The following is a 14,222-nucleotide window of genomic DNA, read 5'->3' as shown; positions in this document are numbered from 1 at the left end:
GGTGACCGCTTCTCCGATCCTGACCGAAACGACCCGGGCCGACGGGGGCCGACGGGGGCCGGTCGGGTGACCGGCCCCCGACCCCTCAGGTCGAGTCCCGCTTCACCAGCTCCGTCGGCAGGATCACCGCCGCCGGGTCCTCGCCGCCTATCTGGGCGAGGAGAACGCGCACCATCTCGGCGCTGACCCGGTCGTACGGCTGGCGGATCGTGGTCAGCGCGGGCACCGCCTCCGTCGCGGCGACGGAGTCGTCGAAGCCGCCCACGGAGACGTCCTCGGGGACCCGGCGCCCCGCCCGGCGCAGCGCCGTCAGCGCCCCCCGCGCCATCAGGTCGGAGGCGACGAACATCGCGTCCAGATCAGGGGCCTGCGCCAGCAGCCGTTCGGCGCCCGCCTCCCCGCTGGCCCGGCTGTAGTCGCCGGAGACCACGAGCCGCTCGTCGATCTCGACTCCCGCCTCCGTGAGCACCTCCTTGTAGCCGGCCAGCCGGTCCACACCGCCCGGGGTGTCCAGCGGGCCGCTCACCATGCCGATCCGGCGCCGGCCGAGCGACAGCAGATGGCGCACCATGTCCCGGGCGCCGTCCCGGTCGTCCGCCGCCACATAGCTCACCTTGGAGCGCAGCCCCATGGGCTTGCCGCACTGGACCAGCGGCACCCCCGCCTCGCGCAGCTCCTCCGCGACCGGGTCGCCGGAGTGGCTGGAGACCAGCAGCACCCCGTCGACATGCCCGGCGGTGATGTAGCGCGTGATGCGACGCCGTTCGTCCTTGGTGCCCGCCAGCATCAGCAGCAGCGGGATGTCGTGCGCGGCGAGCGCCTGGGTGCAGCCGCTCAGCAGCACATTGAAGTTCGGGTCCTCGAAGAACCGCTCCTGGGGCTCGGTCAGCAGGAATCCCACCGAGTCCGACCGGCCGGTGATCAGCGAGCGGGCGTGCCGGTTCACGACGTACCCCGTCTTGCGGATGGCGGCGTTGACCGCCTCGGCCGCCGCGGGGCTGACGTAGTGCCCGCCGTTGAGCACCCGGGAGACGGTGCCCCGGGAGACCCCTGCCTCCCGCGCCACGTCGTGGATCGTCGGCGGTCTGCGCCGGCCCCCCGCATTGCTCATGGTCATGACTTTACGGCCCCGGACAGCAGATCCAGGCTCCAGAACCGCTGAATGACCAGGAAGAGCGCCACCAGCGGGATCACCGCGAGGAACGCCCCGGTGATCACCAGTGTGTACAGCGCGGGCTGGTTCGAGCCCTGTTCCAGGAGCGTGAACAGACCCAGCGTGATCGGGAACTTCTCGTCGTCGCTGAGCATGATGTACGGCAGCAGGAAGTTGTTCCACACCGCCACGAACTGGAACAGGAACACCGTGACCAGTCCGGGCACCATCATCGGCAGCGCGATCCGGGTGAAGATCCGCCACTCGCTCGCGCCGTCCATCCGGCCCGCCTCCACCACGTCGGCGGGCACGGCCGCCGCCGCGTAGATGCGCGCGAGGTAGACGCCGTACGGCGAGAGGATCTGCGGCAGCAGCACCGACCAGTACGAGTCCGTGAGGTCCGCCTTGGCCAGCAGCAGGTACTGCGGGACGGCGAGGATGATCGGCGGCATCAGCACGCCCGCCAGCAGGACGTTGAACACCGCCTCACGGCCGCGGAAGCGGTACATCGCCAGGGCGTAGCCGCTGAACGCCGACACGCACGTCGACAGCAGCGCGCCGAGAACGGCGTACAGGGCGGAGTTGCCCATCCACGTCCAGTAGACGCCGTCGCGGTACGCGGTGAGCTGTCTGACGTTGTCGGTGAAGCCCGTGCCCGGCAGGAAGGTGAAGGTGGAGAACAGCTCGCGGCCGGACTTGGTGGAGGCGATCACCACCCACGCCACGGGGAGCAGACAGTAGAGCGCGCCCAGCAGGAGCGTGACCGTCGGGACGAGCGCGATGCGGCTGCGCAGCGGCGGCCGGCCGTGCGCCGTGCCCGTCGTACCGGCCGCGGTGGGCGCCTTCTGTACGGCGAGAGAACTCATCCCGCTGCCTCCTGCTTGTTACGGCGGTTCGCCGCCCGCAGGAAGCCGAAGCTCAGCACCAGCGTGGCGAGGGCGATGATCACGGCCTCGGCGGCCGCCTGGTAGATGTCGCCCGTGCCGAACGCGTCCCGGTACACCTTCATCAGCGGACTCCACGTCGTGGACACGGAGTTGGTGAGCGGTTTGAGGGTGGTCGGCTCGTTGAACACCTGGAGCGTGGCGATGATCGAGAAGAAGAAGGTCAGCACCAGCGAGGGCGCGACCATCGGGATCTTGATCCGCAGGGCGATCTGGAGGGGGGTGGCGCCGTCCAGCTTCGCCGCCTCGTACACCTCGGCCGGGATGGCCTGGAGCGAGGTGTAGATGACGATCATGTTGAAGCCGGTGCCGCCCCAGACCGCGATGTTGGAGAGGGCGAGATACAGCGGGCCGCCGTCCAGCAGGTCCGGCTGCGGCAGGCCCAGCTTCTCCAGGACGAAGTAGAAGGGGCTGACGTCCGGCAGGTAGAGGAAGCCCCACAGCAGCGCCGCCACCACACCGGGGATGGCGTACGGCAGGAAGATCGCGAGCCGGGTGAACGGGGCGAGCCGCACCTTCTCGGAGTCCAGCATCAGCGCGAACAGCAGGGCCAGGCCCAGCATCACCGGGACGACGATGCAGCCGTACCCGAGGACGCGCAGCGCGCCGTCCAGCAGCTCGCTGTCGGTGAAGGCGTCCGTGTAGTTCTCGATGCCGGCCCAGACCTCGCTGCGCGCGCCCTTGCCCAGCCCGAGGCCGGAGACGTGCACCTTGTGGAAGCTGAGCCAGACCGCGTAGCCGATCGGCAGCGCGAAGAACAGGGCGAAGAGGAGCGTGGCGGGGAGGAGGAAGGCGTACGGGGCCCCCTTGACCCCGTACGACCTCCGGCGTGCGGTGGTCACTCGGAGACCTCGAAGCCCTGCTTCTTGAGGTCGGCGACCGTGGCGTCCTGCATGGTCTTCAGGGCGGCGGAGAAGTCCGACTTGTTCTTGGCGGCGGCGCCGAAGGCGTCGTTGAAGGTCTGGTAGGCGACGTTCACGTTCGGGCCCCAGGCCGAGGGCGCCGTGGTGCGCGCGATCTTGGCGGCCAGGGTGTAGAACTCCGGCTGCGTCGAGAAGTAGTCCGGCGGGGTGGCGAAGGCACCGCTGGTCTGGGCGTTCGTGGCGGCCGGGTAGATGCCGCTCTCCTTGGCCAGCGCCGCCAGGGCCGCGTCGTCGGTGTTCAGCCAGGCGGCGAACTTCGCGGCGGCCGCCTGGTGCTTGGAGTCCGTCGTCACGGCCGTGGACGAGCCGCCCCAGCTGCCGGTGACGTTGTCGCCGGCCGACCACTGGGGGAGCGGGGCCATGGCCCACTTGCCCTTGGTGTCGGGCGCGGCGGTGGTCAGGGTCCCCGGTGCCCACACGGCCGACACCCAGGCGATCTGCTTGCCGGTGTTCAGCGCCTTGTTCCAGGCGGGGGTGTACATCGGCTGGTTGTCGATGGCGCCCTCCTTGACCAGGCCGCCCCAGAAGTCGGCGACCTTCTTCGTGGCCGCGTCGTCGATGCCGACCTGCCACTTGTCGCCGGAGGTCGTCCACCACTTGGCGCCGGCCTGCTGGGCGAGGCCCGCGAAGAGACCGGAGTCGTTGGCGGAGAACGTGGTCAGGTCCGTCTCCGGCGCCTTCTTCTTCAGCGCGCGGGCGGTCTCGGCGAACTCGTCCCAGGTCGTCGGGACCGTCAGGCCGTACTTCTTGAAGAGGTCGGCCCGGTAGTAGAACATCATCGGGCCGATGTCCTGCGGGACCGCGTAGACCGCGTCCGTGCCCAGTGTCGTCTGCTGCCACACGCCGTCGGCGAACTTGCTCTTCGCGTCGCCCACGTTCTTGGCTATGTCCGCGAGCGCGTCATTGCTGACCAGCGTCGGCAGCGCCTGGTACTCGGCCTGCACCAGGTCGGGCGCCTTGCCCGCCTTGTGCGCGGTGAGGATCTTGGTGACCAGCGTGTCGCCGGACGCCTGCTTCTTCACCGTGACGGTGATCTGGTCCTTCTTGCCCTGGCCCTTGTTCCAGAGGTCGACGACCTTGTCCATGCCGGGCGTCCAGGTCCAGTACGTGAGCGAGACCGGACCGGACTCGGCCTTGCCCTCGTCGTCGGACGAGCCGCAGGCGGCGAGTGCGGTGGCGCCGAGCGTGACGGCGAGGACGGAGGCCGCGCTTCTGACAAGGAGCCGCCGGCGCTGCGTGTTGGGCATGGATTTCTCCCCTGACCTGGGTCCCCACCGGTTGCGGGAACCTGCCATGCGAAGGGCACGACCGGGGACCCCGCCCGTCGCGGAGCCCTGTCATGCTGTCTGTGAGCGTTCACAGTAGAGAAACATCCCGGACACTTGTCAATGGTTGTTGCTGTGCGGTTATGTTGGGCTCAGAACGCCGCAGCTGTGTGTGCACGTTCCCAAATGATCGATTAAACGGGAGACAATCCATGCCGGAGACCACCCCCAAGGGCCTCACCAGGCTCGCCTTCGGTGGGGACTACAACCCCGAGCAGTGGCCGGAAAGCGTCTGGCAGGAGGACGTCCGCCTGATGCGGGAGGCCGGCGTCACCATGGTGAGCGTCGGGATCTTCTCCTGGGCCCTGCTCGAACCCTCCCCCGGGGAGTACGACTTCGGCTGGCTGGACCGGATCATCGGCCTGCTCCACGACAACGGCATCTGCGTCGACCTGGGCACCCCCACGGTCGTCCCGCCCGTCTGGTTCTACCGCGCCCACCCCGACGCCCTGCCCGTGACGGCCGAGGGCGTACGCCTGGAGTTCGGCTCGCGCGGCGCCATCTGCCACAGCAACGCCGACTACCGGGCCGCCGCCGCGCACATCACCACCCGGCTCGCCGAGCGCTACGGCGACTACCCCGCCCTCGCGATGTGGCACGTGCACAACGAGTACGGCGTCCCCGTCTCGGCCTGCTACTGCGACTCCTGCGCCGCCCACTTCCGCCGCTGGCTCGCGACGACGTACGGCACCGTCGAGGCGGTGAACGAGGCCTGGGGCACCGCCTTCTGGGGCCAGCGCTACGCGAGCCTCGAGGACATCGACCCGCCGCGCGCCACCCCCACGGTCGGCAACCCGGGCCAGGCCCTGGACTACAAGCGGTTCGCCGACGCCACCATGCGGGAGAACTTCTGCGCGGAGCGGGACATCCTGCACCGCCTCGCACCGGACGTCCCGGTCACCACCAACTTCATGACGGCCCTCAGCCAGTGCGACTCCGTCGACTACTGGGCCTGGGGCCGCGAGGTCGACATCGTCACCAACGACCACTACCTCATCACCGACGGCCGCCGCACCCACGTCAACCTCGCGATGGCCGCCGACCTCACCCGCTCCGTCGCGGGCGGCGCCCCCTGGATCCTGCTCGAACACTCCACCTCGGGCATCAACTGGCAGCCCCGCAACCCCGCCAAGGCCCCCGGCCAGATGGCCCGCAACTCCCTCGGCCATGTCGCCCGCGGCTCCGAGGGCGCGATGTTCTTCCAGTGGCGCCAGTCCCGGCGCGGCGCCGAGAAGTTCCACTCGGCGATGGTCCCGCACGGCGGCACCGACACACGCGTGTGGCGCGAGGTGGTCGGACTCGGCGCCTCCCTCGACTCCCTGGCCACCCTCCGGGGCACCCGCACCGAGGCCGACGTGGCCGTCCTGTGGGACTGGCACTCCTGGTGGGCGCAGAACCTCGCCTGGCGCCCCAGCGAGGACCACGACGCCCGCGAGCGCGCCGACGCCTTCTACGAGGCGCTCTACGACCGCCACCTCACCGTCGACTTCGCCCACCCCGAGGCCGATCTGTCGGCGTACCCCCTCGTCGTGGTGCCCGCGCTCTACCTGATGACGGAGGCCGCCGGGAACAACCTCAGGGAGTACGTGGAGAACGGCGGCACCCTCGTGGTGTCGTACTTCTCCGGCATCGTCGACGAGCACGACTGCGTCCACGAGGGCGCCTACCCGGGCGTGCTGCGCGACGTCCTGGGCCTGACCGTCGAGGAGTTCTCCCCGCTGCTGGCCGATCAGAGCGTCCGGCTGACCGGCCCCGACGGCTCCGAACTCGGCGGCGACGTATGGACCGAGTTCGTCGTGCCGCGCGGCGCCGAGACCGTCTGGACGTACGCCGACGGCCTCACCGCAGGCCACCCGGCCGTCACCCGGCACCGCCTCGGCGAGGGCACCGCCTGGTACGTCTCCACCCGCCTCGGCCACGAGGGACTGGACGCCCTCCTCGGCTGGGCCGCCGAGGACGCGTGCCTCGCCCCGCGCGCCGACCTGCCCCACGACGTCGAGGTCGTGCGCCGCTCCGGGGAGACCGGCAGCTACCTCTTCGCGATCAACCACACCGCCACCGACACCAAGGTGCCGCTGGAGACCCCCGGCACCGAGCTGCTCACGGGCGAACGCGCCGCCGGCCGCCTCGCGGTCCCGGCGGGAGCCGTCCGGGTCGTCCGACTCGACGGCTGAGCCGACTCCCCCTCCGCCCGTGGAGCCGCGAGCCGCGGGCGGAGGGGGTCTCTCCCTCACCCGAGGGATCCCCACCCCTACGTCGAAGGGACGACGGACGACGATGTTCCATCCCAGACGCACCCTCAGAGCCCTGCTGCTGCCGCTGGTCGCGGGGCTCGCCCTCACCGCCCTGCCCGCGCAGACCGCCCAGGCGGCGAGCACGCTCACCAACGGCGGCTTCGAGTCCGACGGCACCGGCACCACCACCCCCACCGGCTGGTCCACCTACTCGGCGGCGGGCCAGAACTCCGCCTCCTTCACCGAGTCCGGCGGCCACGCCGGCAGCTACCGCCTCACCCACTGGGCGTCCACCGCCTACAAGGTGGAGACGTACCAGTACCTCTCCGGACTGACCAACGGCACCTACACCCTCACCGCCTGGGTCCGCTCCGGCGGCGGCCAGAACTCCGCCTACCTCGCGCTGAAGAACTGCGGCAGTTCCGAACAGCGCACCGATCTGCCGGTGTCCACCAGCAGCTGGGTGCGGATCGTCACGTCGATCAATGTGACGAACAGCCAGTGCACCATCAGCGTCAACAGCGACGCGAACGCGGGCAACTGGATCAATGTGGACGACCTGACCTTCACGTCGGGATCGACCGGCCTGTCCATCAAGGGTTCCGACATCTCCTCCCTCGCCAAGAGCGAGGCCCTCGGCGGTGTCTACAAGACCAGCTCCGGCACCACCGGCGACGCGGTCACCATCCTGAAGAACGCCGGCATGAACTACGCGCGCCTGAAGGTCTGGGTGAACCCCGCCGACGGCTACAACAACAAGACGCGCGTCCTGGCCATGGCCAAGCGGATCAAGGCCGCCGGCATGAAGCTGCTGGTCGACTTCCACTACTCGGACACCTGGGCCGACCCCGGCAAGCAGACCAAGCCCGCCGCCTGGTCCGGCCACTCCTACAGCCAGCTCAAGACGGACGTCTACAACCACACGTACGACGTGCTCAACGCGCTGAAGGCACAGGGCACCACGGCCGACATGGTCCAGGTCGGCAACGAGATCAACGGCGGGATGCTGTGGTCCGAGGGCTCCACCGACAACTGGTCGCAGCTCGCCGGACTGCTCAACTCCGGCTACAGCGCCGTCAAGGCGGTCAACTCCGGCACGACGGTCGCGCTGCACCTCGCCAACGCCGGTGACGACGCCACCGTCCGCTGGTGGTTCGACAACGCCAAGACGTACGGCATCAACTACGACGTGATCGGTCTGTCGTACTACGGCTACTGGCACGGCTCGCTCGCCGCCGCCCAGACCACCCTGGACGACGTGGCCTCGCGCTACGCCAAGCCGGTGTTCATCGCCGAGACGGCCTACCCCTTCCGCCTCGACAGCGACGACTCGCTCACCAACCAGATCGACACCACCGGCGAACTGGTCTCCGGCTACCCGGCCACCGCGGCCGGTCAGCTCGCCTGGATGAACGCCGTCGCGAACATCGTGGAAGCGGTGCCGAACGGCCGCGGACTCGGCGTCTTCTACTGGGAGGCGACCTGGACCGCCGTCACCGGCAACGGCTGGGACCCGGCCGACGCCACCTCGGGCAACGGCTGGGAGAACCAGGCCCTGTTCGGCTACGACGACAAGGCCCTGTCCTCCATGGCGTGGTTCAGCCACCGCTGACCCCGTGACCCGGTGAACCAGGGGCCCGGCCGTACCCTGCGGCCGGGCCCTCGCGCGTGGCCGTCGCCCCCGCCGACCGAACACCCCTGCCGGGCAAGGCTGTTCGATCCCGGCCAAGGCTTGCGGACTCCGGGACACGGCACCCCCGACTGCGGAAGAGTAGGACGGCAGCACACGAGGAGGCCCGGACCTAGGGGGACGACGATGCTGAGGACTCCCGTCGGCGAGAAACGACTGGTCATCCTGGAATGGCTCAAGGAGCCGCACCGGTACTTCCCGCCCCAGCGGCACGCCGACCTCGTCGAGGACGGCGTCACCGCGGACGCGATCGCGGCGAGACTCGGCGTGCGCCGCGAGGTCGCCGAGACACACCTCGCCCTGCTCACCGACATCGGCCTGCTGCGCGCCACCCGCATCAAACGGCGCCTGTACTACCGGCGCGACGAGATACGCATCGCCGAGGTGGCGCGCATGTTCGAGAAGGGATGGTGAAGGGCCCCGGGAACGGACGCCCGAGCACCTGCGAGGATGGCCGCCTCCTCCAGGAAGGCGGACCCTCATGGATCGCCGGACGGCCCTCGTTCCGATCAGATACCTCACTCTCCCCGGGCACGGCCCCGAAGACGTCGTGACCGATGCCGGCGGACGGGTGCTGACCGGGGTGGCCGACGGACGGATCCTGCGGATCGACGGCCTGGACGACCCGTCCGCGACCCGCGTCACCTGCGTCGCCGAGACCGGCGGCCGCCCGCTCGGCCTCGAACTTCTCCCCGACGGCGACCTGTTGGTCTGCGACGCCGAGGGCGCCCTGCTGCGCGTCGACCCCGAGCGCGGCTCGGACAACGTACGCGTGCTCACCCGGACGGCGGCGGGGGAGCGGCTGCGCTTCTGCAGCAACGTCGTCGCCCTGCCCGACGGCACCGTCTACTTCACCGTCTCCAACCGCGTCCACCCACTGCACGACTGGATGGGCGACCTCGTCGAACACACCGGCACCGGACGGCTGCTGCGCCTCGCGCCGGGCGCGGAGGACGCCGAGGTCGTCCTGGACGGCCTCCAGTTCGCCAACGGGATCGCCCGCGGCGGCGACGACACGTTCCTGGTCGTCGCCGAGACCGGCGCCCGCCGCCTCACCCGGTTCCACCTCACCGGCCCCCGCGCCGGACAGGCCGAACCCTTCGTCGAGAACCTGCCCGGCTTCCCCGACAACCTGTGGCGCGGCACCCCCGACGGACCGATCTGGGTCGCCCTGGCCGGCCCGCGCGTCCCCCCGCTCGACCTCCTGCACCGCGCCCGCCCCGCCGTACGCCGCCGCGCCGCCCGCGCGGCCCTGCGCGTGCCGTACCGCCCCTCGGGGACGGTCGGCGTCCTCGCGCTCGACGACGACGGCCGGACCCTCGCCCACCTCACCCGCCGCCACTCGGGCTACCGCATGGTCACCAGCGTCTGCGAGACGGGCGGCCGACTGGTCCTCGGCAGCCTCCGGGAGCCCGGTATCGCCGTCTGCGAGGCACCGCTGACCGGGTAGGACGGCGCCCTGGGCGGCCCGGGGCGGCGATACGCTGGTGCGACATGTCAGCCCCCGAGGCCGAGAGCCTCCGCACCAGGCCCCCGCGCGGGACCACCGGGACCGGCCAGTTCCCGGTGGTCGCGGTCGTCGCCGTCGGCGGCGGCATCGGCGCCGCCGCCCGCTACGCGGCCGCGCTGGCGTGGCCCACGGCCACCGGCGGCTTCCCCTGGACCACCTTCTGGGTGAACGTCGTCGGCTGCGCGGTGATCGGGGTCTTCCTGGTGCTGATCACCGAGGTGCTCACCGTGCACCGGCTGGTGCGCCCCTTCTTCGGCACCGGGGTCCTCGGCGGCTTCACCACCTTCTCGACGTACACCGTCGAGATCCAGCGGCTGGTCGACGCGGGCCGCCCCGGCACCGCGTTCGCCTACCTGGCCGCCACCCTGTGCGCGGCCCTGGCCGCCGTGTGGCTCGCCGCCACCGCGACCCGCCGCGCCCTGCCCAGCCGCCTCAGGAGGCAGTGATGACGAGGCTGACCGGCAACGCCCTGCGTCTGACGGTGTTCGTCGGCGAGAACGACACCTGGCACCACAAACCCCTCTACAGCGAGATCGTCCACCGCGCCCACGCGGCCGGACTCGCCGGCGCCAGCGTCTTCCACGGGGTCGAGGGCTTCGGGGCCTCCTCCCGGATCCACACCGCGCGGCTGCTCTCGCTCAGCGAGGACCTGCCGGTCGCGATCGTCATCGTGGACAGCGAGGAGCGGGTGCAGGCCTTCCTGCCGCACCTCGACGAGCTGGTCGTCGACGGCCTGGCGGTGCTCGACGAGTGCCATGTGATCAGGTACGCGGGCCGCACCAAGAACCAGGACGAAACGGACGCGAAGGGTAAGAACTCGTTGTGAACTGGCTGGTGGTCGTCGCGGGCGGCATGATCGGCGCCCCCGCGCGCTATCTCACCGACCGCGCGGTGCAGTCCCGGCACGACTCGGTGTTCCCCTGGGGCACCTTCGTCGTCAACGTGACCGGCTGTCTGATCCTCGGCACCCTGACCGGAGCCGCCTCCCTCAGCCCCGACCTGCGGTTGTTCCTGGGCACGGGCTTCTGCGGGGCGCTCACCACGTATTCGACGTTCTCGTACGAGACGCTCCGGCTGACGGAGACCGGGGCGGGCCTCTACGCTGCCGCCAACGTCCTCGGGAGCCTGGTGGCGGGCCTCGGGGCCGCGTTCGCCGGGGTCGCGATAGGCCAGGCGGTCTGGCCGTAGGCGGTCCGATCTCGCGTCCGCGCCTGGTAGGACTGTGTACACCACTCGACCGTCTACAGCACTGTCGACCTGAATCGTCTCCTCAGAACTGGATTCCATGAGCGCCATCTCCGTCGGCCAAGCCGTCGTCCTCGGAGCCGTCGAGGGAGTGACCGAGTTCCTCCCCGTCTCCTCCACCGGCCATCTGAAGATCACCGAGGGCCTGATGAGCATCCCGGTCGACGACGACGCGGTCGTCGGCTTTTCCGCGGTGATCCAGGTCGGGGCGATCGCCGCCGTGCTGGTGTACTTCCGCAAGGACATCGTGCGGATCGTGTCGGCCTGGTTCCGGGGTCTGCGCCACCGTGAGGAGCGCGTCCACCACGACTACAAGTTCGCCTGGTGGGTGATCTACGCGACGATCCCGATCGTGGTGGTCGGCCTCGCCGCCAAGCCGCTGATCGAGGGCCCGCTGGCCTCCCTGTGGGTCGTCGCCGGGTCGCTGATCGCCGGCAGCGGCGTGATGTGGGCGGCCGACCAGATGGGCCGGCACAAGCGGGGCGAGGACGACACCTCGTTCAAGGACGCGATGCTCGTCGGCAGCTCGCAGATCCTCGCGCTGCTCTTCCCCGGCTTCTCCCGCTCCGGCGCCACCATGTCCACCGCGCTCATCCTGGACCTGGACCGCGTCGCCGCCACCCGGCTCTCCTTCTTCCTCGGCATCCCCGCCCTGACCGGCGCCGGTCTGTACGAGCTGAAGGACGCGCTCGGCACCGGCGTCGGCGCCGCCCCGCTGGCCGTCGGCACCGCCGTCTCCTTCGTGGTGGCGTACGCCTCCATCGCCTGGCTGCTGAAGTTCGTCGCCAAGCACTCCTTCAACGCCTTCGTGATCTACCGGCTCGTCATCGGCGTCCTGCTGTTCGGGCTGCTGGGCACCGGTGTCCTGAACGGTTGATCTCCGAGCGGTCGATCACCTGCTCGATCACCGGCGCGACCGTCAGCGGGCGGGAAGACCTGATACAGGCTTCCCGCCCGCTGAATTTTTCCTTTCGGTGGCCTTGACACCGGCCGTACGTAAACCGGACTATCTCTCCCGTGAACCTGTCAGACAGCCAGACAGGTGGTTCGGCACCGCGGCGCGTCAGCGCCATGGAAGCGGTCCTCGGCCACCTCCGTGGCGCCATCGAGCGCGGCGAGTACGCCATCGGCGAGAAGCTCCCCTCCGAGGCGGAGCTCTGCCGCACCCTCGAGGTGTCCCGGCCCGTGCTGCGCGAGGCGCTGCGCGCCCTGCAGACCATGGGCCTGACGGTCGCCAAGACCGGCAAGGGCACCTTCGTGATCGCGAACACCGTCGAGGACCCCACCTTCGGCGACTACGCGGCCAGCGATCTGCTGGAGGTGCGCCGGCACGTCGAGATCCCGGTCGCCGGGTACGCGGCCGCGCGCCGCACCCCGGAGAACCTGGACCACCTGGCCCATCTGCTCGACCGCATGGAACGGGAGACGGACACCACCGCGTGGGTCGCGATGGACACCCTCTTCCACCTGGCCGTCGCCGAAGCCGCCCAGAACCCGGTCTTCCGCCGGGTCATCGAGGAGATCCGGGACGCACTGGCGCGTCAGTCGGCCTTCCTCAACGAGCTGGGCGGCCGGCGCGAACAGTCCAACCGCGAGCACCGGGCCATCGTCGAGGCACTGATCGACGGTTCCGAGCACGACGCGGTGGAGGCGATGAGCCATCACCTCGACCGCGTCGAGACGACCCTCACCGACATCGTGCGCTCCCCTGGCACGACCACTCCCCTGGAAGGCGGACCCGAGGCGTGAGCGAACAGCACCTCAAAGACGAGACGCGCCCCTCGTCCGGTCACATCGACGCCGGAGACCACGGCTACAGCAAGTCGCTGAAGCACCGGCACGTCAACATGATCGCGATCGGCGGTGCCATCGGCACCGGCCTCTTCCTCGGCGCGGGCGGCCGGCTCGCCGACGCCGGGCCCTCCCTCTTCGTCGCGTACGCCGTCTGCGGCGTCTTCGCGTTCCTCGTCGTGCGCGCGCTCGGCGAACTCGTCCTGTACCGCCCGTCCTCCGGCGCCTTCGTGTCGTACGCCCGGGAGTTCCTGGGCGAGAAGGGCGCGTACACGGCCGGCTGGATGTACTTCCTGAACTGGGCCACCACCGGGATAGCCGACATCACCGCGGTCGCCACCTACACCCACTACTGGGGCATGTTCTCCGACATCCCCCAGTGGGTGATCGCCCTGATCGCCCTGGCCGTGGTCCTCGCCGTGAACCTGATCTCGGTGAAGATCTTCGGCGAACTGGAGTTCTGGTTCGCCATCGTCAAGGTCAGCGCCCTGGTGGTCTTCATGGTCATCGGCATCTTCCTGCTGGTCACCCAGCACCCGGTGGACGGCACCACCCCCGGCCCCTCCCTGATCACCGACAACGGCGGCGTCTTCCCCAACGGCCTGCTGCCCATGCTGCTGATCATCCAGGGCGTCGTCTTCGCCTACGCCTCCGTCGAACTGGTCGGCGTCGCCGCCGGTGAGACCGAGAACCCCGAGAAGATCATGCCGAAGGCGATCAACTCGATCATGTGGCGCGTGGGCCTGTTCTACGTCGGCTCGGTCGTCCTGCTGTCGATGCTGCTCCCGTGGAACAAGTACACGTCCGGCGAGAGCCCCTTCGTCACCGTGCTGTCCAACATCGGCGTCCCCGCGGCCGGCGGTGTGATGAACCTGGTCGTCCTCACCGCGGCCATGTCCTCCCTGAACTCCGGCCTCTACTCCACCGGCCGCATCCTGCGCTCCATGGCCGTCAACGGCTCCGCCCCGCAGTTCACCGCGAAGATGAGCCGCACCCAGGTGCCGTACGGCGGCATCCTGCTCACCAGCGGTATCTGTGTCCTGGGCGTCGGCCTCAACTTCGTGGTCCCGGCGGACGCCTTCGAGATCGTCCTGAACTTCGCGGCGATCGGCATCCTCTCCACCTGGGGCATGATCATGATCTGTCACCTCCTCTTCTGGCAGAAGACCCAGAAGGGCGAGCTGACCCGCCCGGACTACCAGCTCCCGGGCTCCCCCTGGACCGAACTCGTCACCCTGTTCTTCCTCGCCTCGGTCCTGGTCCTCATGTACGCCGACGGCGGCGCCGGACGCACCACCGTGCTGTGCCTGCCGCTGATCGTCGGAGCGCTCGTCGCCGGCTGGTACGCCATCCGCCGCAACCGTGCGCGCACCTCGCCCAAGGCCGACGCGTGAACCCGGCGCCGGC

14 protein-coding genes are annotated in these 14,222 nt (G+C 70.0%); 10 read left to right on the top strand and 4 right to left on the bottom strand.

Translation table 11 applies throughout. The features are described from left to right. Positions 1 to 85: 85 nt before the first annotated feature. Genes ABZ490_RS02435 through ABZ490_RS02420 form a run of 4 tightly spaced genes read right to left on the bottom strand, consistent with a single transcriptional unit; the run spans position 86 to position 4,267 of the window. Positions 86 to 1,117, bottom strand: coding sequence for a LacI family DNA-binding transcriptional regulator (locus tag ABZ490_RS02435; protein WP_358983120.1), 1,032 nt, complete (start codon positions 1,115 to 1,117; stop codon positions 86 to 88). Then, on the bottom strand, positions 1,114 to 2,019 hold the full coding sequence (locus ABZ490_RS02430; protein WP_358983118.1) for a carbohydrate ABC transporter permease: 906 nt from the start codon (positions 2,017 to 2,019) through the stop codon (positions 1,114 to 1,116). Before ABZ490_RS02430 ends, ABZ490_RS02435 begins: the two co-directional genes overlap by 4 nt. Further along, a complete protein-coding gene (locus tag ABZ490_RS02425) occupies positions 2,016 to 2,939 on the bottom strand; it encodes a sugar ABC transporter permease (RefSeq protein ID WP_358983116.1) in 924 nt (307 codons plus the stop codon). The genes ABZ490_RS02430 and ABZ490_RS02425 overlap by 4 nt, the downstream gene beginning before the upstream one ends. Further along, entirely contained in the window at positions 2,936 to 4,267 is a 1,332-nt protein-coding gene (locus tag ABZ490_RS02420; protein ID WP_358983114.1) for an extracellular solute-binding protein, read from the bottom strand. The genes ABZ490_RS02425 and ABZ490_RS02420 overlap by 4 nt, the downstream gene beginning before the upstream one ends. A gap of 230 nt (positions 4,268 to 4,497) precedes the next feature. Between ABZ490_RS02420 and ABZ490_RS02415 the strand changes: the two genes are divergently transcribed. The 10 genes from ABZ490_RS02415 to ABZ490_RS02370 all read left to right on the top strand — a co-directional run bounded on the left by ABZ490_RS02415 (position 4,498) and on the right by ABZ490_RS02370 (position 14,209). After that, positions 4,498 to 6,519 carry a beta-galactosidase gene (locus ABZ490_RS02415; RefSeq protein ID WP_358983112.1) on the top strand — a complete coding sequence of 674 codons (2,022 nt, stop codon included), beginning with the start codon at positions 4,498 to 4,500 and terminating at the stop codon, positions 6,517 to 6,519. A 103-nt stretch (positions 6,520 to 6,622) separates the two neighbouring features. After that, positions 6,623 to 8,191 (top strand): arabinogalactan endo-1,4-beta-galactosidase, encoded by a 1,569-nt coding sequence (locus ABZ490_RS02410; RefSeq protein WP_358983109.1) that lies wholly within the window; start codon positions 6,623 to 6,625, stop codon positions 8,189 to 8,191. Positions 8,192 to 8,395: 204 nt separating this feature from the next. Then, a complete protein-coding gene (locus ABZ490_RS02405) occupies positions 8,396 to 8,683 on the top strand; it encodes a helix-turn-helix domain-containing protein (RefSeq protein WP_358983107.1) in 288 nt (95 codons plus the stop codon). Positions 8,684 to 8,750: 67 nt separating this feature from the next. Beyond that, positions 8,751 to 9,719 carry an SMP-30/gluconolactonase/LRE family protein gene (locus tag ABZ490_RS02400; RefSeq protein ID WP_358983105.1) on the top strand — a complete coding sequence of 323 codons (969 nt, stop codon included), beginning with the start codon at positions 8,751 to 8,753 and terminating at the stop codon, positions 9,717 to 9,719. A gap of 44 nt (positions 9,720 to 9,763) precedes the next feature. Continuing rightward, positions 9,764 to 10,225 (top strand): fluoride efflux transporter CrcB, encoded by a 462-nt coding sequence (gene crcB, locus ABZ490_RS02395; protein WP_358983103.1) that lies wholly within the window; start codon positions 9,764 to 9,766, stop codon positions 10,223 to 10,225. After that, positions 10,225 to 10,605, top strand: a complete 381-nt coding sequence (locus ABZ490_RS02390) for a DUF190 domain-containing protein (RefSeq protein ID WP_358983101.1) — start codon at positions 10,225 to 10,227, stop codon at positions 10,603 to 10,605. The genes crcB (ABZ490_RS02395) and ABZ490_RS02390 overlap by 1 nt, the downstream gene beginning before the upstream one ends. Continuing rightward, positions 10,602 to 10,967 (top strand): fluoride efflux transporter CrcB, encoded by a 366-nt coding sequence (gene crcB, locus ABZ490_RS02385; RefSeq protein ID WP_358983099.1) that lies wholly within the window; start codon positions 10,602 to 10,604, stop codon positions 10,965 to 10,967. Before ABZ490_RS02390 ends, crcB (ABZ490_RS02385) begins: the two co-directional genes overlap by 4 nt. Positions 10,968 to 11,064: 97 nt before the next feature. Further along, positions 11,065 to 11,901: an undecaprenyl-diphosphate phosphatase gene (locus ABZ490_RS02380; protein WP_358983097.1), complete on the top strand. Its 837-nt coding sequence runs from the start codon at positions 11,065 to 11,067 to the stop codon at positions 11,899 to 11,901. A gap of 194 nt (positions 11,902 to 12,095) precedes the next feature. After that, positions 12,096 to 12,773 (top strand): FadR/GntR family transcriptional regulator, encoded by a 678-nt coding sequence (locus tag ABZ490_RS02375; protein WP_358983590.1) that lies wholly within the window; start codon positions 12,096 to 12,098, stop codon positions 12,771 to 12,773. After that, the gene (locus ABZ490_RS02370) at positions 12,770 to 14,209 is read left to right on the top strand and encodes an amino acid permease (RefSeq protein WP_358983095.1); all 1,440 of its coding nucleotides are present in this window, start codon (positions 12,770 to 12,772) and stop codon (positions 14,207 to 14,209) included. The genes ABZ490_RS02375 and ABZ490_RS02370 overlap by 4 nt, the downstream gene beginning before the upstream one ends. Positions 14,210 to 14,222 lie beyond the last annotated feature (13 nt).

The sequence above is a fragment of the Streptomyces sp. NPDC005811 genome, from assembly GCF_040630405.1.
Lineage (GTDB): Bacteria > Actinomycetota > Actinomycetes > Streptomycetales > Streptomycetaceae > Streptomyces.
This window is presented reverse-complemented; position numbering and strand designations above follow the sequence as displayed.